This window comes from Shinella sp. OV683 (assembly GCF_057787725.1).
Genome location: NZ_CM173543.1, coordinates 4,045,111 through 4,068,336, shown reverse-complemented (window position 1 = coordinate 4,068,336; position 23,226 = coordinate 4,045,111). Strand labels below are relative to the sequence as shown.

Sequence of the window (23,226 nt, the reverse complement as noted above, 5' to 3'; positions counted from 1 at the left end):
TTGTCAGGTCCGCAGCGTCCAAATGATATTGGACTACTGCAAACAACCAGATCGAAGCCAAATTTCTTGTAGCAAACAATGAATTTTGAGGGGTTTGGGCTGCAATAACGCCTTGCAGAGGCAAAATTGCCTCCTTATATACCCGGCATGAGCATGGGCAGATGATGCCCGGACAATCGCAATGAACCCATTCCAGAGGGGTTGCGCGGGAATGCCTGACGATAGGGTCCCTGCAGCCTGCTAAAAGGAGAGAAGTGAAAATGGCAAAAGTAATTGGTATCGACCTTGGAACCACCAACTCCTGCGTCGCCATCATGGATGGTAAAGACGCCAAGGTAATCGAAAACTCCGAAGGCGCACGTACCACGCCGTCGATGGTGGCCTTCACCGAAGAAGGCGAGCGCCTTGTCGGTCAGCCGGCCAAGCGCCAGGCTGTTACCAATCCCGAAAATACAGTTTTTGCGGTCAAGCGCCTCATCGGCCGCCGCTTTGAAGACCCGACCGTCGAAAAGGACAAGGGTCTCGTCCCCTACAAGATCGTCAAGGCCGGCAACGGCGATGCCTGGGTGGAAGCCCGCGGCACCGGTTATTCCCCTTCGCAGATCTCTGCCATGATCCTGCAGAAGATGAAGGAAACCGCGGAAGCCTATCTCGGCGAAAAGGTCGAAAAGGCCGTCATCACCGTTCCGGCTTACTTCAATGACGCCCAGCGTCAGGCCACCAAGGACGCCGGCAAGATCGCCGGTCTCGAAGTCCTGCGCATCATCAACGAGCCGACTGCTGCTGCCCTTGCCTACGGCATGGACAAGCGCGAAGGCAAGACGATCGCTGTCTATGACCTGGGTGGTGGTACCTTCGATATCTCGGTTCTCGAAATCGGCGACGGCGTCTTCGAAGTGAAGTCGACCAACGGCGACACCTTCCTCGGTGGTGAAGACTTCGACATGCGTCTCGTCGAATATCTCGCAGCCGAGTTCAAGAAGGAGCAGGGCATCGAGCTCAAGAACGACAAGCTTGCCCTGCAGCGCCTCAAGGAAGCTGCTGAAAAGGCCAAGATCGAACTGTCGTCCTCGCAGCAGACCGAAATCAACCTGCCGTTCATCACCGCCGATGCGACCGGTCCGAAGCATCTGACGATGAAGCTGACCCGCGCCAAGTTCGAAAGTCTGGTGGACGATCTCGTGCAGCGCACGGTCGCTCCCTGCAAGGCAGCGCTCAAGGATGCCGGCGTCTCGGCAGCCGAAATCGACGAAGTGGTTCTGGTCGGCGGCATGAGCCGCATGCCCAAGGTCCAGGAAGTCGTCAAGCAGCTGTTCGGCAAGGAACCCCACAAGGGCGTCAACCCGGATGAAGTGGTCGCCATGGGCGCCGCCATCCAGGCCGGCGTTCTGCAGGGCGACGTCAAGGACGTGCTGCTTCTCGACGTGACCCCGCTGTCGCTCGGCATCGAAACGCTCGGTGGCGTCTTCACCCGCCTGATCGATCGCAACACGACGATCCCGACCAAGAAGAGCCAGGTCTTCTCGACCGCCGAAGATGCACAGCAGGCCGTCACCATCCGCGTCGCCCAGGGCGAGCGCGAAATGGCCCAGGACAACAAGCTGCTCGGCCAGTTCGACCTCGTCGGCATTCCGCCGGCACCGCGCGGCGTTCCGCAGATCGAAGTCACCTTCGATATCGACGCCAACGGCATCGTCCAGGTTTCGGCCAAGGACAAGGGCACCGGCAAGGAACACCAGATCCGCATCCAGGCTTCTGGTGGTCTCTCCGACGCCGACATCGAAAAGATGGTCAAGGACGCCGAAGCCAATGCTGAAGGCGACAAGAAGCGCCGCGAAAGCGTCGAGGCCCGCAACCAGGCCGAAAGCCTGATCCACTCGACCGAAAAGTCCCTCAAGGACTTCGGCGACAAGGTGACCGAAGACGACCGCACGGCGATCTCCGCTGCGATCGAAACGCTGAAAGCTGCGACCGCATCGGAAGACGCCGATGCCGAAGACATCAAGGCCAAGACCCAGGCGCTTCTCGAAGCCTCCATGAAGCTCGGCCAGGCGATGTATGAAGCCCAGGCTGCCGATGGCGGCGCGGGCGCCGAAGCTGCTGACGCCGACGACAACATCGTCGACGCCGACTTCGAAGACGTCAGCGACGACAAGAAAAAGTCGGCCTAAGCTGATCGGAAAAAAGGCCTGCAAGCTCGCTTGCAGGCCTTCTCGATTGACCACCCTTTCATGCCTTGCAGGAAATGATCCGACGAAATCGGAAGAGAGGTTGGACACCATATTCATGTGTAGAGCGCCGGTACGGCTGGTATAGCAAAAAATGGCAAAACCCGATTTTTATGAAACGCTCGGTGTCGGCAAGACGGCGGATGAAAAGGAGCTCAAGGCTGCCTTCCGCAAGCTCGCCATGAAGTGGCACCCCGACAAGAATCCGGGTGATCATACCGCCGAAGTGAAATTCAAGGAACTCAACGAAGCCTATGAGACGCTGAAGGATCCCCAGAAGCGCGCGGCCTATGATCGTTTCGGTCATGCAGCGTTTGAGCAGGGCGGTCCCGGCGGGCCGGGTGCAGGTTTCTCGGGAGCCGCTGGCGGTTTCTCCGACATTTTCGAAGACATTTTCGGCGAGATGATGGGCGGCCGTCGCCGCGGTGGTGGAGCGCAGTCGCAGGGCCGCGAGCGCGGTGAAGACCTGCGCTACAACATGGAAATCTCGCTCGAGGAAGCATTTAGCGGTAAGGTCGCGCAGATCCGGGTTCCTTCGTCGATCACCTGTGACCTGTGTCATGGCTCGGGCGCCAAGCCCGGCACCAAGCCTACGACCTGTGCGACCTGCCATGGTTCGGGCCGGGTGCGCGCGACGCAGGGCTTCTTCTCGATCGAACGCACCTGCCCGACCTGTCAGGGCAAGGGCCAGACGATTTCCGATCCTTGCACCAAGTGCCACGGCCAGGGCCGGGTGACCGAGGAGCGTTCGCTCCAGGTCAATATCCCGGAAGGCATCGAGGACGGCACGCGCATTCGCCTGCAAGGCGAGGGCGAGGCCGGCTTGCGCGGTGGCCCGTCGGGTGACCTCTACATCTTCATGTCGGTCCGCCCGCATTCCTTCTACAAGCGTGATGGTGCTGACCTCTATTGCATGGTCACGATCCCGATGGTGACGGCGGCCCTCGGCGGCAAATTCGAGATCTCGACGCTCGATGGCACCAAGTCGCGGGTGACGGTGCCGGAGGGCACGCCGACCGGCAAGCAGTTCCGCCTCAAGGGCAAGGGCATGCCGGTGCTGCGCTCGCACCAGACCGGCGATCTCTATGTGCAGATCGCGGTCGAGACGCCGCAGAAGCTGACCAAGCGTCAGCGCGAGTTGCTGGATGAGTTCCAGAAGATCTCGTCGAAGGAAAACAACCCGGAATCGACCGGTTTCTTCGCCAAGATGAAGGACTTCTTCGACACGCTGAGCGACTGATCTGTCACCACATTGAATCTCTGGACGCCCGTTTCTCCCGAAGCGGGCGTTTATAGTTTCTTGAGGATGATTTTATCAATCCGGCACATCGACGGTCCGCACCTCGCAATTTCAGATTTCCATAATATCTCTTGGCTATTCCTGAACCTGATCAATTAGGGAAGCTTTGAAGGTGCGCCAGTATTACCGGATGTTCCGAAGCCATGTGCTGCAGCGGGTGATCCCCCGTTCGCGGGCGGACTTCGATTCTGCCCGCCCTGTGGAAGTCGATGGCTACTTCTCGATGACAGCAGGGATTGGCGAATCCGCCCGCCTTTGCGCCGACGCACTGGCCGATGATGGCATCCAGCTCAAGATCCTCGATGTCAGCACCCATCCCGAAGAAAAGCGCGACGTTGAATGGACGTGGCCAAAGCAGGCATCCGTTGAGCCTGCCAGCCGCATCCTGCATCTCAATCCGCCGATGTTGCCGCGCGGCATTCTCAAAGTGGGCTTGGGCAACTTCAACCGGACGTTCAACATCGGCTATTGGGCCTGGGAACTCGAAGTGATCCCCGACGAATGGAAGCGCGGCCTGCGCTACATGAATGCTGTTTTTGTGCCTTCGGAATTCACCCGTGCGGCCATCGCCAGGAACACCTCGATCCCCGTCGTCGTCGTTCCACATCCCGTAGCGGAAAAATCGGCTGCGCCGGGCATGCGCCAAAAATTCGGCATTCCGGAGGACGCCTTTCTCGTCAGCACCATTTTCAGCGCCGGCTCCTCGATCAATCGCAAGAACCCGCAGGCGGTGCTCACGGCATTCCGTGCCTTCGCGAAAGATTATCCCCACGCCCATCTGCTGATGAAGGCCAATGGCAATCCAGATCGCGACGAAGGCCTCCGTGCCCTGATCGCCCAGGCAAGGGAGATCGGCAACGTCAAAATCGTCACCGACCTGATGCCGTCGTCGCACGTCAATGGCATCATTGCCGCATCCGACGCCTACATCTCGCTGCACCGCTCGGAGGGCTTCGGGTTGACCGTAGCCGAGGCGATCCTGGCTGGAACTCCGGTCGTCTCGACCAACTGGTCCGGAACGGTGGATTTCTGCGATCCGGACAATGTCTGGAACACCGATTACGCATTGATCCCGGTGGTCGATAGTCATCCGGAGTTTGTCGGGCTTTCCGACGCCGTCTGGGCGGATGCGGATGCTGCGCATGCGGCACGCCAGCTCACCGAGATTGCGGCATCAGCGGAGCTGGCCAGAACAAGGGCGGCGCGTGCGAAGGATTACCTCCTGCGCTATCTCGCCGACCGCACCTATGGCAAGGCGTTGGCCCAGCTGGCGCGCGCGGCATGAGCAAGAAGAACAACAAGAAGAGCGGATGAATGGCAAACGGGATTGTTGCAAATTCGATCGTCAATGCGCTGGCCGGGCTGATGCTGCTGGTCACGGGCTTTGCGTCGGCAATCATCACCGCACGATTGCTGGGGCCTGAGGCCAACGGCATCATCGCGTTTTCGCTGTGGCTGGTGGTTTCGGGCGCGTCGATCGCCGAACTTGGCTCCAGCGTGTTGCTGCTCAAGATGTTGCCGCAGCTCAAGGCGGACGGATATAGCGAGCATCGCCGCAAGGGCTTCGCGGCTATCCTGATCACACCGACTCTCTATGCCACATTCGTGCTGCTGGCGCTCTATGCGGCCTTCTTCCTGACATCAGAGAGATTTCACTGGGCCTCGACCGCGCCGACGGTGGCGCTGGTCACCGGGGTACTGTTCGTCATTCAGGCCATCGGCTCGTTCTCGAAATTCTACCTGATTGGCGAAAAGCGCCTCGGCAGCTTCTTCAAGCTCACGGTGCTTGTTTCAGTGGTGCAGATGGCAGGCGTGTTGCTGGGTGCCATCTATTATGGCGTCCAGGGCGCCCTGGTCGGCTATGCCCTTGGGCAATTGGTGCTGTTCGTCGCCACCGCGCCGATCATCTTCTCGCATCGCGACTGGTGCGATGTGCCTAAAACCTATCTAACCACCTCGTCTCTGTTCATCTCGCTGGAATTCATCGTCGAGGCTATCTTCCTCAACCGCGTCGAGCTGCTGTTCCTGCAGCAGTTCTGGTCGGTGAAGATGGTTGGTTTTTACGCGGTAGGCCTGTCGATCGCCAATATGGCGCTGCAGGTGCCGATCCAACTGACCGGCAGCCTGCTGCCTTATTATTCAGAGCGACGCCACGAAAGCGGCGGCGGCGGTCTGTCGGCCGATGTCATCGCCGGCGTCACGCGCAGTCTGTCCTACATAACTCTGCCGATGAGCATCGGACTGGCGGCGATCTCGCAGGAGCTGGTCACCGCTGTGTTTGGCGAGCCTTTCCGCGAAGCCGGATTGATGGTCGCGTTGCTGGCGCTTGCCGCTCCCGGTGCTGCCTTCATGCAGACGCTCAGCCTCTATCTGCTGTCGCAGGATCGCGCCAAGGAACGTCTTTGGATTGGCCTGCTGGCCGGCGTCATCATGGTCGGTGGTTGCCTGGCGCTGGTTCCGCACTTCGGCGGCGAGGGGGCCGCGGCGACGCGCATCATCGTCTTCATCGCCATGTGCGCGATGATCATCAGGATGCTGTCGTTCGGGCCTGCATTCCGCAGCCTTTACGTCACGCTGATCAAGGTGGGATTTGCCTCGCTTGCATGCGGGCTGGCCGCCTTCGGCGTGCTGCAACTGCATGGCGGTGCGATCGGTCTGGTGCTGGCAGTCGTCGCCGGTGCGGTCGTCTACATTCCAGCGCTGCGCCTGTTTCGTGCCGTGCCCGGCGAGGATGCCGGATTGATGCGCCAATATGCAGAACGCGTGCCGGGCCGCTTCCGCGGGATCGGCATGGCCATCGTCAATTTCATAACGCCTCATTCCGATGATGGCCTTGCGGATAACTTTTCCGCCGATGTGGCTGCCATGACGGTGGAAGGTGCGGGCCGCGAGGCAGCACTTCCCGTCGTGTTCGCCGGCACGATCGGTCATTTCCTGCCTGAGGACTCCGATGCGGAGAAGAGGGACGTTGCCGTCCTGCTGCTTGGTCCCTGGGGCTATGACGAGATGTGCGTCCGCAAATCCTATCGCATCCTGGCAGAGCGTTACGCGCAACGTGGTATTCCGAGCCTGCGCTTCGACTATCCCGGCACGGGCGACGCGATCGACGGCACTGATTTCAGCGCTGGCCTCGCCGTCTGGGAGGATGCAGTCCTCAAGGCCGCCGAAGAACTCAAGACGTTGAGCCATGCCAAGCGCATCGTGCTGGTGGGGCAGGGCATTGGCGCGACGCTTGCTCACCGCGTCGCCCAGCGGATCGGCGGTGTCGAGGCCATCGCCATGCTGGCTCCGGTGCTGAACGGACGAAGCTATCTGCGCGAAGTCGCCTTCCGCGCCAAGTTCATCTACGAGGATCTCGGCCTCAACGATGCCGAACGTGACATGACGGGTGTCTCGGTCGCAGGCCTCCGCATGCCCGAAGAGATCGCCGCCGAAATCAAGACGATCAATTATTCCGGCCCGCAGGCGCCCGCCGCTGCGCATTATCTGATCGTTGAGCGCCCGGTCAAATCAGCGGATACCGAGTTCGTCGGTGCCTTGATCGCCGCCGGTACCGATGCGAGCCAGAAGGAATATCATGGCTACGAAGAGCTGATGACCATGCCGCTGACCGCCCGCGAACCGGTCGAGATGATGGACATGCTGATCGACTGGACTGTTGCGTTGGCAACTTCCGGCCTCTCGTCGCAGGATTCGGAGCGTCCGGCTGCGGATCAATTCCTCCACGGCGAAGGATATCGCGAATACCCGGTGCGCTTCGGCGCTCATAATAATCTCGTCGGCATCGTCGCAACGCCGGATGGCGGCCCGACCACCGGCGCTTCTGTCTTGCTGCTAACCACCGCCTATGATCGTCATTCCGGCTGGGGCGGCACAGCGGTCAACCTGGCGCGCGAGCTTGCCCGCAAGGGCATCGCTTCGATGCGCTACGACTCCGCCAACATCGCCGACAGCCCACCACATCCGCAGGCGCCGGAACGGGTGCTCTATAACGAATCCCAGAACCGCGACGCCATCGATGCGCTCGATGTGCTGGAGGCGCACCAACCCGGCCCATTGATGGTGGCCGGTCGCTGCAGCGGCGGCTACGTCGCCTTCCGCACCGGGCTTGCCGACAAGCGGCTTTCCGCTGTGGTTGCCGTCAATCCATTCGTGTTCTACTGGAATCCGCTGGAAAAGGTGCCCGAGGACATCTCCATTGTGCCGCGTAGCCTCGAAGACTACGGCAAGCGCTTCGCGCGAATGGAGACACTGAAGCGGCTGTCCTCCGGCCAGGTCAACATAAAGGCCGCGTTGCGCAACATGATCGTGGCGATGAGCCGCCGGCTGTCATTCAGGATTGCACCGCTGCTGATGCATCTGCCCGGTCGCCGCACGGTTGCCAGGGAAGTGAAGCGTTCGTTTGCCCACTACCAGCAAAGCAAGATCCCGTTGACGGTGATCTACAGCGAGCGCGATGTCGGGCTGGAGCATCTCTACTTCCACTTCGGCGCCAACGGAGAGAGGCTGTCGCGCTACGACAATGTCGAACTGATCATGATGCCCGAGACCGATCACAACCTGACGCCGCTGCGCGCTAGGCATCGGTTGTTCGACGAGATCTTCAAACTGGCTAAGAGGGCTTGAGGGTTTCGTGGTCGTTAGTGTAGGCGGCCCCCTCATCCGGCCTTCGGCCACCTTCTCCCCAAGGGGAGAAGAGGGAGTTCGCTATTATCGCACGATGAAATTGGCCCGCTGAGCCATCGCCATTGCACGTTGAGACAGGTGACGACGGTAGCTTTCCTCTTCTCCCCTTGGGGAGAAGGTGGCGCGTCGCGCCGGATGAGGGGGTGACCGGGATCAGCCGCCAATCGAGGCGAACGCTACGCCAGCACCTTCTCATAAAGCCTGAAATAACTCTCCGCGACGCTGTCCCAGGAGTAGGCCTCGGCCTCCGACATCAGTCCGGTACGCAAACCAACGGCATCAACCGCGAGCACCGCGTAAGCGCGGATGATGGCTTCGGCGGCTCGTTCCGTCGCCGCAAAATCCGTGAGCGCCAATATCTCATGCTTGCCGGCAAGCGCGCGATAGGCGTCGTTGTCCTGCAGTACAGGCAGCAGTCCTGCACTCATCGCCTCGATGGCGACAAGGCCGAAGCCTTCATATTCCGAAGCCGAGACAAATAGGCTGGACTGACCAATGATCGCACCTATCTGCTCATTGGGCAGCCCGACATGCAGGCTGATGTGATTGCCAAGCCCGCGCTCGGTAATCAGCCGCTCGACATCATCCTTAGACAGATCCGATCCCACGCCGACAATATCCAGATGCCAGGCCGCATCGCGCGCGACCAGCGCCTGCATTGTTGATATCAAGTTGTCGAGCCGCTTGTTGATCGAGAACCGGCCGATGGTGATCAGCCGTTTGGTCGGCATGCGCGCGGCGAGGTTGTGAAATTTCCCCGTATCTGCCCCATTGCCGATCAGGCTGAGATTGGACCCGGCGATCGGAGTGAATGTCTCCATGTCCGACGCGCTGCAGCCGACGAGCCGCGTGTAGCGGCTGGCCGAAAACCGAGTCAAAGTCTTGAACCATAGGGCCTTGATCGCCGCGAAACGCCTTGTGTGGAAGAATCCGCCATGGGTGGTGGCGATCATCTTGCGGCGGTGAATGGGTCTGGTCAGCGCCAGGAAATCGAAGAAGAAATCCACGGCGTGCACATGTACGAGGTCTGCATCGCCGATATATTTCAGAACCGACGGCGCCACTGGATAACGGCTCGAGCCGTGCCAGGGTATCCTGATGATCTGGATGCCGGACATGAACTCCCGGTCGGCAAGCACGAGCTCCGGATCGGAAAACAGCGAGTTGAGCGTTACGACGCGCACGCGATAGCCGCGCTCGACGGCGCGGCGCGCGAGATTGAGCACGACGTCCTCCAGTCCTCCCTTATTGGGGTGGAACTGGCGCACGACATGCACGATCAGCGGTGCCTTTTGGATATCGGGCGTCGCGGCCGAATTGCGGTCAACTGTCGTGTCCATGAAAATCCCGGCTGGCTGGCGCGCAAATATTGCACTTTTCGCTCGACGATCATGCGCCAGAGCCCGTTAAAAAGCCGTTTAGTTCCCTCCGTAACCGTCGGACGGAATTCGGTTTTCGGTGTTCTAGGGAGGCATAAATTCATCTCGTATTAACCATGATCTGCAACATTGAGGCCGAAACGTACGACCTCCGAAGCGCTCGGTCGTACCAGAAGAATTCAAGAACGATTTGACCGCAGGGCCCGCGAATGGATGTCTTTCAGCTGCCAGGCATATTGAGGAAGCGCTGGATCTATGTCCTGGTGCCGATGCTGGCGTTTGTCGGCCTCGCCGCAGCCTATGTCGTCGTGGTCAAGCCGACCGTTCCGGTGACCGCCGAAATCTTTCTTGATACGCAAGGCCTGGTCGCCGAACAAAGCGATCTCGTGCCGCAAATCGCGGCGCAAAATCAAGACAGCGCGATCCTCGAAAGCCAGATCTATGTGATGCAGTCGAGCGAAATCCTCTCGGATGTCGTCGACAAGCTCGACCTGACAAAGGATACGTTCCTCTACAGGGGCAAGCTGCCGAAGGACCTCGCCAAGGCAGCAACGATCACGGCCATCCAGAAACATCTGACGATCGAACGCGCCGGCCAGTCCTTCATCCTCGACATGACCTTCAAGCATGTCGACCCAGCCAAGGGCGCTGAGATCGTCAACACCATTGCTGCAGTCTACTTGAAGAAGATTCACGAAGCCCGTAGCGATGCATCCAATCGCGCCAGCGGTGCCTTCGAAATGCAGGCGACCGCGCTCGCCGCCCGCGTCCGCAAGGCCGAAACCGAACTCGAAGCCTTCAAGGCCGCACACGACCTCGTCTCGACCGGCCAGCAGGGCCTGGTGATCGACCAGCAGGTCGAGGGCGTCAACAAGCAGCTCATCGCCGCCCGCACCGATCTTGGCATCAAGCGTGCCAGTTATGAGCAGGCCCGTTCGCTGACCGCCGGCTCGGTCATGGATGGCGCAATCCCAGAAGCACTGGCTTCGACTGCACTCGGCAGCATGCGTGCCCGCTACGCCGACCTTGTCGCCAACATGAACGAGCTTTCCTCCGCGCTTGGCGCCAACCATCCACAGATGAAGGCTGCGCGTTCTCAGGTTGCGGCCATGCGCCTGTCGATTGAGCAGGAAATCGCCCGTATCCGCCAGTCGCTGCAAAGCGGCATGGAGCGTAGCGAATCCAGTGTTAAGTCGCTCGAAAGCCGGCTGACGGAACTCACAAAATCCAGCCTCGACACGTCGGAGGCGGGTATCAAGGCGCGTGAATTGCAAAGCGAAGTCGACACGCTGCGAGCGCTCTACAAGGCGTTCCTCTCCCGCTCGCAGGAACTCGGCCAGCGCGACACCGTCAACATCAACAATTCCCGCATTATCTCCAAGGCGATCGGTGTCGGCTCCTCGTCGATGCTTGCCAAGCTGATGATCATCATCGCTGCCACCCTGTTCGGTGTCGCGGCTGGAAGCGGCATCGCCGTGCTCCGCGAACTCGCGGGACGCATGCTCACCCGGCCGACAGCCGAAGGCACTGACGTCGAGGATGAGACAATAGCGACGCCGCTTGCTGCCGCCAATCAGCCGCGCCTGGCGCCGATGCGCGGCGTTTCCAATGCGGTGGACAAGCTGCTGGAAATGCACCGGCCCTCGGAAACCTCGACTATCATTCTGCTGTCGCCCGACAACGACAATTCGTCGCCGAACATTCTTCCACAGATTGCCAATGCGCTCTATCGCCATTCCAAGGATGTGCTTTACTCCTCGGGCGAGGGCGCCGGTATCAGCGATCGCAACGAAGCCGCCGATGCGGTGCTTGGCGACATCCTGAAATTCATCAGGCTCTCGCCGACCCCGAGCCGGGTAACCGATCGCAGCGGCCCGACCTTCCGCAATTTCGCCCACCGCCACAAGAAGGCCGACTACGTGATCATCGATGCGCGCGGCCACGCGGCCAAGCGCTATCTCGCCGAGTTGCTCGCTGAGGCCAATGGCATCCTGGTGCTGGCTGACGACAGCGACGGCGAGAAGAAGATCGATCGTTTCGTCAAATCGCTCGATCCCTTCAAGGACCGCATGCTCGGAACATTGATCGTCGGCAGCGCCGCCTAAGGCACGGGGTGATCAGATGGCGCTGACTTACGAAAACTACGCCGAGACCAAGCCGGAGACGAATAATAGCTCACTCGCCGGCTTCCTGCGGTTTGCGGCCATCACCTCGGTGCTTGGTGGCCTGACGTTCAATCTCTTCCTCTGCTTCGTCAACACGCGGGTGATGGGCATCAGCGACACGCATGTGATGCTGATGGAAATGGCGGTGACGGGCACGGCATTTCTCGCCGCGATGGATCGAAGGGCAGGGCTCTACCTGTTCCTGGCGATCTTCCTGACCTACATGATCCTGCTGTTCCAGCTTCGCCACGAGAACGATATCAAGGCGATCCGCGACGTCCTCAATCCTGTGATCTTCTACGCGCTGGGCTCGCGCATCAAGGATATCAGACTGGCCGACAAGCTGGCGCTGATCTCGGCGATCATTGCGCTGGTCTTCGCCTTTTTCGAATATTTCCTGCTCGAGATCTATCTCGATTGGTTCAACGTGCTGGGCTACTACATCTCGCGCGGCACCGTGACCCTGCAGGAAAGCTATGGCGCGACCAGGGGTCTGTTCATTTCGGGCAATCGCCCCGAGCCGAGAACGCTGCTGCCCTTCCTCGGCCAGCAGCGCGTCTCCTCGGTCTTTCTCGAACCGGTGTCGATGGGCAATTTCGGCGCCATCCTCTATGCTTGGGGCCTGTTCCGCCGGGAGTTCAAATATCGCTGGTTCCTGATGATCGCGGCGCTGACGCTGATCACCTTCGCTGATGCGCGGTTTGGCCTCTCCACCTGCATCATGATGACTATCCTCGGCCCGTTCTTCCGCTTCATCCCGCGACCGGTCTGGCTGGTCATGCCCTTCCTGTCGCTGTCGATCTTTGCGGCTTACGGCCTGATCACCGGCACCAATAGCGGACCCAACGACATCGCCGGCCGGTTCGCCTCGACCGCACATATCATGACCAGCCTGCCGATGGGCGTCGTCTTCGGCTACGAGGCCTATGACAAGTTCACCGCCGACTCCGGTTTTGCCTATACGCTGACCAAATTCGGAATCTGGGGATTCGTCGGCCTCTGGGCCACATTCGTGATGCTGCCGTTCAAGAGTGCGCGCGCCTGGCAATTCCATTCGATGATGATCATCTATCTCTTGCTGATCCTGATCATCTCCAATTCGTTCTATTCGGTGAAGACAGCCGCACTGATGTTCTTCCTGCTCGGCACGGCAAGCGCGGTGGATTTTCCGGACAGTAAGGGATGGTGGGCGCGGATGTTTGGGAAGAAGGACGCGGAAGCTCAGTAGTCGAAGGCAAGCGCCCCCTCATCCGGCGCTACGCGCCACCTTCTCCCCGCTGGGGAGAAGACACATCCGCTAATGTCGTCTGCCAAATGTTGGTATTAAAAGACCTGTGTCGCGGCTGCGGCGGTATCCCTCTTCTCCCCAGCGGGGAGAAGGTGGCCCGAAGGGCCGGATGAGGGGGTGGTCAACGCAAGTGACACAGCGCCGATATCGCTCAATTCAGCGACGGACAGTCCTTTCCCTCAGCCGAAAAATCCGCAAGCGTTGGCTCCAACGCCTTGAGCTGCGGGCGGTCGCCCTCGGGTGTTGGCTGGATGTTCATTGGCTCGCTGGCGGGCCACCAGTCGCCGGCGACCCAGTAGGTCCAGCCCGTCCAGACATCCTTGTTGGCTTCCGTCACCTCGACCATGCTCTTGATAGCGTCGATGCAGCGGACCTTGCCGGCCGGCGCGCCGAATTCGCCGAGGAAGCCGCGGAAGCCATGCTCCTTCAGCCACGCCGTAAAGCTCTTGATAGCATCGACGGCGTTGTCGGCGCCGGAGCAGTCCTCCGTGGTGCCGGACGAATCGGAGTCGAGATATTGATGCACCTCGAAGGCGAAGTTCTTGCCGGGATCGACGAAACGGGCCATGGCGACGCCGTTCGGTTCGCCGTCGATTGGCTTCATCCAGCTGTGGGCGCCGCTCCAGGCGGTGCCGGGCACCAGGATCAGGTTGTTGGCACCGGCTTCGCCGCGGATCGCGGCGGTGGCGGTGTTGGCAGCATCCAGCCACTGGGTGATCGGCATCCGGTAGGGTTCGTTCATCAGACCGAAGACGACGTCCTGCTCGTTGGCATAGAGCTTGGCGAGCCGGGTCCAGAAATCGCCGAAGGCCGCACTCGGCACGGCTTCGCTGCCGATGACCTGATCGTTGTAGCGGGCGTAATTGTGCGGATCGAGGATGACGCGCATGCGGTGCGAGCGAATGATCTCGACGGCTTCCTTGAGGCGGTCGACTTCGTCCTCGTCGAGCGGCTTCATCAGCTTGGGCTGCATGCGTTCCCACATGAAGGGCAGGCGCACCGTATCGAAGCCCTTGGAGGCGAAATAGGCGACGGTCTGCTCGGACGGCCAGGTGTAATCCTTGTGGATCACGCCGCCGGGCTTTCCGAATTCCGCGCCGGAAAGATTTATGCCGCGAAAACAGGGCGTCGAGGCGTTGGCATTTGACACGACAGCCACCGTCAGCGCGAGCCCCAGTGCTATTCTTGCGGCGACCTTCATCCAGTTTCCAATCGACAGATACGCGGTGCTTTTAGCAGAGACGGGTGAGAAGCGGAAATATGCTGAAAAATAAATGAGAAGCGTTAATTTCCCGCTTCTGCCCTGGTTTACACGTTAACCACTTGAGCCGCTCCAAGATGACGCACCGTACCGACTGGTTTGCCTGCCGTCGATCCATTGTGGATAGGGGACAGCCTTACAGTCTTCGTCAGCCCCGGCGACAGATGAAACCAGTTGTCGCTCACAGCCCAGCCGTCGAATGCGAGGCTGACGGATTGCGCAAGGCGATCCGTGCGTAAGTCGAGCACATAGCCATCTCGTTCCTCTCGCAGCGCCGCTTCGATCTTTGCCGAATGCATTGCCGCCATCCTCCCCCGCGGAAAATGAAAGGCCGTGGCGATCTCGACGGATGTTTCTCCGTCGACGAGCCGCGCCACAGTGACATCATGCGAGGGCGGGCCGAACCGGAAAGCATAGGTCGTATCGAAGAATGCGCCGAACAGGTCGGTGGCGGCAAAGCTGTCGGATGCGCGTGCCAGCAGTTCAATCTCGCGCGAACCGGAGACGACAGGCGTTTCGCCCTCGCGCAGGCAGCTGAGTTCAAGCTTCAAGGCAAGATCGTCGCCGCTTTCATTGATGACATGAACCATAAGGCCGTTAGTGCCTTCGTCACTCAGCACCACCTGCACGGGCCGGAAGGCGCGGCGCATCCCGTGCCAGACCGGCTTTGGCAGGCCGGTGGAATCGATCACGCCCCAGCCTGCGCCGGGCAGCAGGTCCTGTAGCGTCCAGACCAGCGCGCCGGACGTTGGCGAACCCGGTCGGCGCCATTCCGCAAACGTCGCTTCCACGACTTCCACCGTCACGGCGCGTGAGAAATCCAGATAGCGGGCCGGGTCCTCTCGCCTTAGGCGGGAGGGATCGAAACCGTAGAGCTCGGTGAAATAGTGCTCACGGATATCCTCGAAATCCCAGGATGCCGAGCGGTCGCGTGGCACGCGCGCCTTCCATTTGGGATCATGAACCGCCGGCACCGGCAGATGCGCATCGAGTGTCACCTGCTCCGGCACATGAGCAAAGGCCAGGCTTTCGGCGGCGAAGCGTACCTCGGCGCGCCGTGCGTCCTCGAGTGGCCGGCAATAGGCGCCGACACCGTAATAGTGGGTGACCGCCTCGTTGGGCGAAAACGGCATCGCGCCACCAAACGGCGAATTGGGAATATAGATCACGTCGGGCCGATGCGCTTCATAGGCATCTGGCAGGATCTGGTCGGTCAGCGGGCCAGTCCAGAATTTGCGGGGCAGTCCGAGCATCGCCGCCTGCTGGAACATTTCCGATCCGCCGCAGAGCACGGTGAGCGACGGCGAATCCTGAATCGACTTCAGAAAATCCGCCGCCTCCTGTTTCACGAGATCGGCAAAGCCGGGATCGGAGACCGGATAGTCGAAATTGGCGAACATGAAGTCCTGCCAGACCATCAGCCCGAACTCGTCGCAGAGGTCGAAGAATTCGGGCGATTCATAGGTCATGGTGCCGCCGATGCGGATCATGTTCATGCCGGCATCGCGCGCGGCTTCCAGCCAGGGCCGATAGTCCTCGCGGGCGCCCGGCAGCCGGACGATATCGGCATTGGTCCAGACTGCTCCACGACAAAACACCGGTGCGGCGTTGATCTCGACGGTAAAACCCTTGCCGTCGGCGCCCTGATCGAGCGAGATATTGCGGAAACCGATGCGGCCGATCACGTGGCTTGCGCCATCCACCAAGAGCGCGACGGCATGCAGGGTCGGCTCACCATGCGTATGCGGCCACCAGGGCCGGACATCCGGGATTGCGAGATGGGCATTCAGCCGCCCTTCGGCGATCGTCACCGGCACCGTGCGTCCGCCGCAGGCGATCTTCAGGTCGAGCGCCTTGCCCGAAAAGCCGAAGGAGATATCGAGGATGCCATTTCCCTCCGCATCGAGTGCCGCGCGGATGGTGAGATCGTCGATCTGTATCTCACCTGACCGAACGATGTGGATCGGTCGGAATGGGCCGACGGCATGCACGTCTGGGCACCAGCCGGGCATATGGCCGAGCAATGTGGAGCGCACCAGCCGCATGCCGGGCGGCGTGATCATCTGCGGTCGCCAGCGGGCGCGGGGTCCCTGGGCGGAAAGATGTGGATTGAGCGCACGAAAGCAGATCGCCAGTTGATCGTCGCCGGTGAAAGTCACCGGCACCTCATGGCTGATGAATTGGCTGCGGCTTTCAAGGATTCTCTCGCCATTGAGATAGACCTCGGCTATGGTGGCCAAGCCGTCGAAGATCAGCCCGGCAGGGCCGGCGGGCTCACCTTCTATGGCGGCGAGATACCAGAAGTCGCGATCGTTGAGCGGAACGGGATCGGTGCGGTCGAACTTGCCTGCTTTTTCAAGTGCTTCGGCGACCGTGCCCGGAACCGGAGCGGGGATCGACCGGGCATTGGCCGGGATATCGCCGGGCATGGCGTAGACGTTCGCGTCGGAAACAACGAGCGCCCATTCTCCAGCGAGAGAACGCCTCTTTTCCAGCCCAGCCAATCTCGCGCTCATGCCGATCTTTCTCTCATGAAAACGCTGCCCCCGATTGCTCGGGGATGCCGCGAAAGGCCGAGCTTGGCTCAGCTGATTCGACTTTTCAGAATCCCCGTCATTTGATCCCACCCTTCCACGGCCGGATCAAGCACAACAGCAAGCGGTTCGAACTTCTTGCGGGTCAGCGCACGAGCGAGCTGAAACTGCGCTGTCTTGGCGGTGGTGGCGATTTGAAGCGCAGCCTCTGTGGCCGCCGCCATCTCGCCGTCCGGCGACAGCCACTTGAAATGGCTGGCTGCAAGCTCGAAATTCGCGCCCAATTGCCTCAGCGTGTTGAAGGCATATTTGTGGAAATACTCGAACGGCCGCTCGGCGAGTGCTTCTGCCTGCGCTGGAAACGACCGGGCAAAGGCTGCCACCGGATTTTCGTCCGGCATCCGCCTGATATGGCGTTCCAGCAATTCCTCGGCGCGTGACCGCAAGGCGTCGGGACCGCTGGCCTGTTCCGGAAACTTGGCAAACTCGGTATAGGGCAGGAAGGGTGGCGCGCCCTCGGGGATCATCTTGCCGAACAAGCCGTCGAAATCCTCGCCCGTAAGCTGGAAGAAACCGCCATTGTGGAAATAGTCCACCTCGCGGTCGCCCAGCGACAGCCTGTTGATGCCGATCGTCGTCTTGCCATGCTCGGTGCGATAGGCGACGCCCTGCGTGTCGGGCATGTAGAAACTGTCCATCTCGACCAGGCAAAGGCGGCCGCGGGCGATCTGCTCGGCGACATGGGCCTCGATCTTGTCGAAGATGGCGAGTTCCGTCACGCGGATGCCGTAGAGCGTTTCGAGATCTTCCAGCGGCACCTTGAAGAAGGTGAACTGGTCGCCCTCGAAATCCTGCGTGATGGTGAAACCCAGCATCGCCTCGGGATCGAGGTTCCTGGCGTTCAGGACCTCGATCCAGAGATCGACATAGCAATTGGTTTCCGGCCAGATCCGCTCGGGATTATGCAAGCCATGCGGCTGATAATCCCTGACATCGAGAAGAGGAAATACGGCTGACATGTCTGGATCAGCCCCAGAGCACTTTCTTCACCGCATCCGGCCAGACCTTGGTGTCGAGGCCGTGATGGGCAAACAGCGCCAGCGCGATGCGCTCAAGGCCGAAGCCGACGCAGGCTGTGTGCGCCACACTGCCATCTGCCAGGTTCAGGCCCCACTTGGTGCCGAATGCGTCCTGATGATAGTTGAAGCTCATGCAGGCAGTCTTGTTGGCGGCGGAATTGACCGGGATCAGCAGCTCGAACTTGAGGTTCTGGTCGCGCTGGTTGTTGGCCATCATCCGGCCGGCGCGGCCGAAGAAGGGGTCGTTGGCAATGTCGATCTCGACATCGAGGCCAAGCGATTTCAACATCTCGACGCCGCGGTCCATCCAGATCTGGCGGAAATCCGTCACATGAGCTTCCGTGCCCATGCAGACATATTCGCGCATACGGAACATCTGCTGGCGGGTCGGCTCTTTCGACGGTTCATGCCGGAAGCAATAGGATTGCAGGTCGTAGAGACCGCCGGTCGCCGGCAGTGCGCCGCGCTTGGCGATGGTCGGATAGAGCGGGTAGCAGGCAGCCGGCGTCAGCGCGATGTCGGTCGCCTTCTGCTCCTTGGTCCAGTCGCCGCCTTCTTCCATGCAACGCAGCAGGCTCATATGGTCATGGTCGTTGCCGCAGAAGGAATGCACGGTGCCGGCGAGCTGCGGAAAGCTCTTCATGTAGCCGGCCTTTTCGAAATAGGCCATGCTCATGCCGGGCGGGAAGCGGATGGCTTCTGCGCCATCAGCGCCGCCGACACGATCGATCAGGCGCTCGAAGGCTGCAATGACGTCTTCGAATTGACCCGAACGGCCATAAAGTCCGTCAACGCCGGTTTCGATCAGCAGGCCGGATTCAAACAGGCGGTCGAGCAGAGAAACTTGCATATCCATAACGAATTACCCCAATAGGCTGGTGTCCTGCTTGTGGATCAGGAGCATGTTGGAAGTGTTACCGAGAATTCGGTCGTTCGAAATCATGAGCTGGGCGGAATGCGCGTCGCGCAGGTGCCGCCCGAGGCTGAACGGCGTGCCGTTCTTGTATCCCATGATGCCGCAGATCAGCATCGCATGGTTGATGATCGTCAGGATCGTCTCCGAAGAGGCGATCTTGACGTTGTTCATGGCCACCGCGAAGGCAACCGAGGACAGCTTGTCCTCGTCGCGGCGCGCTTCGTCGTAGGACTTGATCGCCGCCACGACATTCGACTTCATCATCTGCAAAAGGTTTGACACCTCAGCCAGACGAATGGCGCCGGGCGGTACCGTGCCCGGCTGCTTGCGGGCCGCCGCGCGGACAAAAGCCTGGGCGCGATTGACGGCATCAACTGCGATCCCATACCAGACGCCGCTCCACAGAATGTGGCTGTTGGCGAGCATGGATTGCGCGGCGATTTCTGCAAACGGTTTCGGGAAGATCTGTTCCTTGCCGGCTTCGCCCTTGAACAGATAGCCCTCGGAGCAGGTGCCGCGCATGCCGAGCGTGTCCCAATCCTGGGTCTTGTCGATCGTGTACTGATTGCGCAGGAACACGGTCATCACCTGGTCGCTCGGCGCGGCATCAGCATGCGCCCGCGAGGTGATCAGGATCGCATCGGCCCGCGAGCCATAGGAAATGACTGTGGCATCCTTGGTCAGGCGGCAGGTGTCGCCATCGATCTCGATCGCGCAGATGGAATTACGCAGATTGCCGCCGATGCCGCCTTCGGTGGTCGCCGAAGCGATTAACAGCTGGTCGGAGACGATTTTCTTCATGAAACCGCGATGCCAGTCGCTGTTCGTCACATGCTCTACCAGGCTCGAAAGCTTGATGTGATGCATGGCAAAGATCATCGCGCTCGATGCGCAGCTCTGGCCGATGATCGAGCAAAGCTCGGCGATCTCGCCGGTCGAAGCGCCTTCGCCGCCGAGTTCAATCGGAACCTGAATCGACAGCAGCCGCTCGGCCTTCATCGCGTTGACGGCTTCCTCGGGAAAGCAGCCCTTCTGGTCCACGCAATCGGCATAGGCTTTCGCCACCGAAGCGACGCGCAGGGCACGGTCGGCGAGCGAACCGGTTGCCAGATTGACGGGGATGTTCATCAGGCGACCTTTCTGTCCTGGATGATGGAATTGACCGTGCGTTCAATGGCTTCGATGCTCTGGAACGACTTGCGGTTCAGCAGGCTGTCGGGGAACTCCATGTCGAATTTCTCCTCAAGCGCCAGCATCAGCTGCACCGAGGCAAAAGACGAAAGGCCAGCGGCGTAGAGGTCGGCGCCATCGGCAAGTTCATCGACATTGACCGGCAGGCCGGCGTGTTTCTTCAAAAGATCACGGACAGCAGTGCTCATCCCCATACTCCTTCATCTGCCTGTATTATTTATCTGTTTACGGATATTCATTCCGGATTGGCACAGACTATAGGCAAAAGGATATAAGAATTAACTAAATCGCTTAGTTAACTCGGAATAATATTCTACAATGCAATTTTATGCTTGTGGTTAATCTTGTATTTACCATGCGTTCACTTGAATTGGATCGGCACCGACATTGGCCAGCTCTTGCGTCCGGCTTCGGCGGGAATCGCGGGGAAGGGGGCGGCGCTGTTGACGATCTTCAAGGCCGCGGCGTCGATCTTTTCGCTGCCAGAGCTTCTGGATAGGCGAAGGCCCGACACATCGCCACCGGCCGTGATCGTAAATGACACCACGACGCTGCCCTTGCCTGGATTGCGGACCCGGCCTTTGGCGCGCTGCAGCTTCTTCTGCACCAGACCCTTGTAGTTCGAACGTGCCGCGTTGCCGATCTCACGGTTGTTTGAGACGCCGCGCGAGTCGTCATTGCTCGTGTCGCCCTTCCGTTTGGACTCATCAGCGCCCTTGCGGCTGCTTATCTCGGCATTGGCTTGGTTACCCTTTTTCCGGCGCTTCTCAACCGGTTTTTCCTTCTTCTCAGGCTTCTTTTTCGGCTCTTCCTTCTTCGGCTCCGGCTGCTTTTCCTCGGCCTTTTTCTCTTCGGGTTTTGGTATCTCTTTGACGACCGGCTCGATCTCGCGCGGCTTGGAAACCGGATGCGGCAAAGGATTGGCAGTCTTGAGTACGGGCTCCGGCTTGACCTCCAGCTCGATTTTCTCCGGCATGGCCGCGGCCACTTTTTCTATCGGCTGCTCTTCAATGAGCTTTTGTTCGACAACCGGCTGCGGCGCGACTTCGGTCTTGGGCTCAGCCTTATCGAGCGCCGTCAGGATTTCCGGCGCGTTTGACGTCAAGGCCGGCATCGGAACATCCTTGAGGATTTCCTCGGTCCTGGCCTGAACCGGTTCAGGCTGCTTTATCGGCTCGACGGGTTTCTCTATCGGCTTTTCGACCGGTTTCCTGATCTCGACTTCCACCGGTTCTTCGATGGGCTCATCGGGAGTGTCCTTATCACCTGCGGAGACCTGCTCGGCCTCGGCTCCTTCGACCACCAGGCTGACGACGGTCACTCCCTCCACCATCGCATCGTCGGCTGGCAAGGTTACTTTGACAAAGAGGATTGCGAAGGCGGCAAGCGCATGCAGCACCAGCGCCGCGGCGAACGCATCCCGCAGCAGCCTGAAGCGCGACTTCTTCGAATAGTCGCCGACCTCGGTGGCAATTGCCGGTACGTCGTCATGCAGCGCGATGTGATTGTGGGGTGAGGTTGGTGCGGCATCCATGCCGGTTTCGGAGCTGATATATTGCGAGATGCCGTCGTCCTTGGCGAAGGAGCATTTCGGAACCTGGGAGAAGTGATGTGAAAGCACAGCACGCGCAGCGTCATTGGAATTGGCCGGCTTGAACCGCAATTCCGTCAGCCGGATGACCTTTTCGTCGGCGGGCTTCAATGCCGCCCCTCGTTCGCTGCTGCGCATCGCTTCTGAATTTTCTTCGGGTGCCGCATGAAAACGGCTCCTTTCGCATCGCATTCATCCAGCCGCATGTCGCATTTGAAAATTTAAAGTTGACTTTAACAGACTGGTATTGCGTCATTAAAGAAATATGAGTAACGAAGTCAACAATCAATTCAGCCTTTGAATAGGGAAACCGTATGATCGCGGCGGAAGATAAGTCCGTGCCCGAGCACGAAAAGACCGAAAGCGGCGAGGCGCATGGCGCGCCGAGAACGGTCGCTCACCTGCCGGAATACGATACCCGCACTCTTTTTGAAGGCGGTCGCGAAATCGTTATCCACCACGCCGGGGCGGCGTATCGGATGAAGATCACCAAACAGGGAAAACTCATTCTCAACAAATAACCCAGGTAAATAACCAAGGGAAAAGGGACATATTAAGATGACTGCAAAGACACCGGCCGAAATCCGCGCCTACCACGCAGAAAACCCAAAACTGCGCGAGCGCGATATCGCCGCCAATCTGGGCATCTCGGAAGCAGCGCTCGTGGCCGCCGAAGTCGGCATTTCCGCGATCCGCATCGATGCCAACCCCAATCGCCTGCTCGAGCGTGCGCCCGAAATGGGCGAGGTCATGGCACTCAGCCGCAATGAGAGCGCCGTGCATGAGAAGATCGGTGTCTACGAGAATATCCAGATCGGCGAAAAGACCTCGCTGACCCTTGGCGCCAATATCGACCTGCGTATTTTCAACTGGGTCTGGGCGCACGCTTTTGCTGTTACCAAGACCGATGGCGAAACGGTCCGTCGTAGCCTGCAATATTTCGACAAGACAGGCGAAGCGATTCACAAGGTTCATCTTCGCCCAGATTCCAATCTGGAAGCCTATGAGAAGATCGTTGCCGATTTCCGCCTCGACGACCAGAGCCAGGAATTCGGCGCCGAGCCTTTCACCAAGCTCGCTTCCGGACGCAAGGAAGGCTTCGACGTCGAGGCGTTGCGCGACTCCTGGAGCAAGATGACCGATACGCATGAGTTCTTCGGCATGCTGAAGAAACTCGATATCGACCGCCAGGCGGCTGTACAGAATGTCGGCGAAGACTATGCCTGGAAACTCGCCGATGGCGCTGCCGAGGAGTTCTTCCGCAAGTCGGCCGAAGCCCAGATCAACCTGATGTGCTTTGTCGCCAACAAGGGCATCGTGCAAATCCACACCGGCCCGGTCAGCAACATCCAGGCAATGGGGCCGTGGCTGAATGTCATGGACCCGACCTTCCACCTGCATCTGCGCGCCGATCACATCGCCGAGGCCTGGGCCGTTCGCAAGCCGACCAAGGACGGTCACGTTACGTCGGTCGAAGCTTACGACAAGGACGGCGAAATGATCATCCAGTTCTTCGGCAAGCGCAAGGAAGGCAATGTCGAGATGGTCGAATGGCGTTCGCTCGTCGAGGGCCTTGCAACAACCAAAACTGCCGAAGCCGCTTGAAGG

At 59.8% G+C, this 23,226-nt stretch carries 16 protein-coding genes; 8 read left to right on the top strand and 8 right to left on the bottom strand.

Annotated features, from left to right (window positions below; genetic code table 11):
* Nucleotides 1–260 precede the first annotated feature (260 nt).
* The 4 genes from dnaK to ACXHRN_RS19695 all read left to right on the top strand — a co-directional run bounded on the left by dnaK (nt 261) and on the right by ACXHRN_RS19695 (nt 8,154).
* Nucleotides 261–2,171, top strand: a complete 1,911-nt coding sequence (gene dnaK, locus ACXHRN_RS19710; RefSeq protein WP_488637999.1) for a molecular chaperone DnaK — start codon at nt 261–263, stop codon at nt 2,169–2,171.
* Between the two features lie 151 nt (nt 2,172–2,322).
* Nucleotides 2,323–3,468, top strand: a complete 1,146-nt coding sequence (gene dnaJ / locus ACXHRN_RS19705) for a molecular chaperone DnaJ (protein WP_488637998.1) — start codon at nt 2,323–2,325, stop codon at nt 3,466–3,468.
* A 172-nt stretch (nt 3,469–3,640) separates the two neighbouring features.
* Nucleotides 3,641–4,813 (top strand): glycosyltransferase family 4 protein, encoded by a 1,173-nt coding sequence (locus tag ACXHRN_RS19700; protein WP_488637997.1) that lies wholly within the window; start codon nt 3,641–3,643, stop codon nt 4,811–4,813.
* Nucleotides 4,814–4,842: 29 nt separating this feature from the next.
* Nucleotides 4,843–8,154 (top strand): oligosaccharide flippase family protein, encoded by a 3,312-nt coding sequence (locus ACXHRN_RS19695; RefSeq protein WP_488637996.1) that lies wholly within the window; start codon nt 4,843–4,845, stop codon nt 8,152–8,154.
* A gap of 236 nt (nt 8,155–8,390) precedes the next feature.
* Here ACXHRN_RS19695 and ACXHRN_RS19690 read toward each other — a convergent pair whose 3' ends face one another.
* Nucleotides 8,391–9,554 carry a glycosyltransferase family 4 protein gene (locus ACXHRN_RS19690; RefSeq protein WP_488637995.1) on the bottom strand — a complete coding sequence of 388 codons (1,164 nt, stop codon included), beginning with the start codon at nt 9,552–9,554 and terminating at the stop codon, nt 8,391–8,393.
* Nucleotides 9,555–9,802: 248 nt separating this feature from the next.
* On the opposite strand from ACXHRN_RS19690, the gene ACXHRN_RS19685 reads away from it, so the two are divergent.
* Nucleotides 9,803–11,698: a GumC family protein gene (locus tag ACXHRN_RS19685; RefSeq protein WP_488637994.1), complete on the top strand. Its 1,896-nt coding sequence runs from the start codon at nt 9,803–9,805 to the stop codon at nt 11,696–11,698.
* Between the two features lie 16 nt (nt 11,699–11,714).
* Nucleotides 11,715–12,986, top strand: coding sequence for a hypothetical protein (locus tag ACXHRN_RS19680; protein ID WP_488637993.1), 1,272 nt, complete (start codon nt 11,715–11,717; stop codon nt 12,984–12,986).
* 211 nt (nt 12,987–13,197) lie between these two features.
* On the opposite strand, the gene ACXHRN_RS19675 is transcribed toward ACXHRN_RS19680, so the two are convergent.
* The 7 genes from ACXHRN_RS19675 to ACXHRN_RS19645 form a co-directional block, all read right to left on the bottom strand.
* Nucleotides 13,198–14,247 (bottom strand): glycoside hydrolase family 5 protein, encoded by a 1,050-nt coding sequence (locus ACXHRN_RS19675; RefSeq protein WP_488637992.1) that lies wholly within the window; start codon nt 14,245–14,247, stop codon nt 13,198–13,200.
* 107 nt (nt 14,248–14,354) lie between these two features.
* Entirely contained in the window at nt 14,355–16,823 is a 2,469-nt protein-coding gene (locus tag ACXHRN_RS19670) for a beta-mannosidase (RefSeq protein ID WP_488637991.1), read from the bottom strand.
* Between the two features lie 68 nt (nt 16,824–16,891).
* Nucleotides 16,892–17,860, bottom strand: coding sequence for a DUF1839 family protein (locus ACXHRN_RS19665; RefSeq protein WP_488637990.1), 969 nt, complete (start codon nt 17,858–17,860; stop codon nt 16,892–16,894).
* A 7-nt stretch (nt 17,861–17,867) separates the two neighbouring features.
* Entirely contained in the window at nt 17,868–18,776 is a 909-nt protein-coding gene (locus ACXHRN_RS19660; RefSeq protein ID WP_488637989.1) for an amino acid--[acyl-carrier-protein] ligase, read from the bottom strand.
* 6 nt (nt 18,777–18,782) lie between these two features.
* Nucleotides 18,783–19,964 carry an acyl-CoA dehydrogenase family protein gene (locus ACXHRN_RS19655; RefSeq protein ID WP_488637988.1) on the bottom strand — a complete coding sequence of 394 codons (1,182 nt, stop codon included), beginning with the start codon at nt 19,962–19,964 and terminating at the stop codon, nt 18,783–18,785.
* Nucleotides 19,964–20,215 carry an acyl carrier protein gene (locus ACXHRN_RS19650; protein WP_488637987.1) on the bottom strand — a complete coding sequence of 84 codons (252 nt, stop codon included), beginning with the start codon at nt 20,213–20,215 and terminating at the stop codon, nt 19,964–19,966. The genes ACXHRN_RS19655 and ACXHRN_RS19650 overlap by 1 nt, the downstream gene beginning before the upstream one ends.
* Nucleotides 20,216–20,388: 173 nt before the next feature.
* Complete coding sequence (locus ACXHRN_RS19645) at nt 20,389–21,756, bottom strand: energy transducer TonB family protein (RefSeq protein WP_488637986.1); 1,368 nt, start codon at nt 21,754–21,756, stop codon at nt 20,389–20,391.
* A gap of 176 nt (nt 21,757–21,932) precedes the next feature.
* Between ACXHRN_RS19645 and ACXHRN_RS19640 the strand changes: the two genes are divergently transcribed.
* Nucleotides 21,933–22,139, top strand: coding sequence for a hemin uptake protein HemP (locus ACXHRN_RS19640; RefSeq protein ID WP_488637985.1), 207 nt, complete (start codon nt 21,933–21,935; stop codon nt 22,137–22,139).
* Between the two features lie 37 nt (nt 22,140–22,176).
* Nucleotides 22,177–23,223, top strand: coding sequence for a hemin-degrading factor (locus ACXHRN_RS19635; RefSeq protein ID WP_488637984.1), 1,047 nt, complete (start codon nt 22,177–22,179; stop codon nt 23,221–23,223).
* Nucleotides 23,224–23,226 lie beyond the last annotated feature (3 nt).

What these genes read in the sequence shown, in the direction of transcription:
- ACXHRN_RS19650 (WP_488637987.1), bottom strand. Translation starts at nt 20,215, where the DNA reads ATGAGCACTGCTGTCCGTGATCTTTTGAAGAAACACGCCGGCCTGCCG.
- dnaK (WP_488637999.1), top strand. Translation starts at nt 261, where the DNA reads ATGGCAAAAGTAATTGGTATCGACCTTGGAACCACCAACTCCTGCGTC.
- ACXHRN_RS19680 (WP_488637993.1), top strand. Translation starts at nt 11,715, where the DNA reads ATGGCGCTGACTTACGAAAACTACGCCGAGACCAAGCCGGAGACGAAT.
- ACXHRN_RS19635 (WP_488637984.1), top strand. Translation starts at nt 22,177, where the DNA reads ATGACTGCAAAGACACCGGCCGAAATCCGCGCCTACCACGCAGAAAAC.
- ACXHRN_RS19640 (WP_488637985.1), top strand. Translation starts at nt 21,933, where the DNA reads ATGATCGCGGCGGAAGATAAGTCCGTGCCCGAGCACGAAAAGACCGAA.
- ACXHRN_RS19690 (WP_488637995.1), bottom strand. Translation starts at nt 9,554, where the DNA reads ATGGACACGACAGTTGACCGCAATTCGGCCGCGACGCCCGATATCCAA.
- ACXHRN_RS19670 (WP_488637991.1), bottom strand. Translation starts at nt 16,823, where the DNA reads ATGAGCGCGAGATTGGCTGGGCTGGAAAAGAGGCGTTCTCTCGCTGGA.
- ACXHRN_RS19695 (WP_488637996.1), top strand. Translation starts at nt 4,843, where the DNA reads ATGGCAAACGGGATTGTTGCAAATTCGATCGTCAATGCGCTGGCCGGG.
- dnaJ (WP_488637998.1), top strand. Translation starts at nt 2,323, where the DNA reads ATGGCAAAACCCGATTTTTATGAAACGCTCGGTGTCGGCAAGACGGCG.
- ACXHRN_RS19665 (WP_488637990.1), bottom strand. Translation starts at nt 17,860, where the DNA reads ATGTCAGCCGTATTTCCTCTTCTCGATGTCAGGGATTATCAGCCGCAT.
- ACXHRN_RS19675 (WP_488637992.1), bottom strand. Translation starts at nt 14,247, where the DNA reads ATGAAGGTCGCCGCAAGAATAGCACTGGGGCTCGCGCTGACGGTGGCT.
- ACXHRN_RS19655 (WP_488637988.1), bottom strand. Translation starts at nt 19,964, where the DNA reads ATGAACATCCCCGTCAATCTGGCAACCGGTTCGCTCGCCGACCGTGCC.
- ACXHRN_RS19685 (WP_488637994.1), top strand. Translation starts at nt 9,803, where the DNA reads ATGGATGTCTTTCAGCTGCCAGGCATATTGAGGAAGCGCTGGATCTAT.
- ACXHRN_RS19660 (WP_488637989.1), bottom strand. Translation starts at nt 18,776, where the DNA reads ATGGATATGCAAGTTTCTCTGCTCGACCGCCTGTTTGAATCCGGCCTG.
- ACXHRN_RS19645 (WP_488637986.1), bottom strand. Translation starts at nt 21,756, where the DNA reads ATGCGCAGCAGCGAACGAGGGGCGGCATTGAAGCCCGCCGACGAAAAG.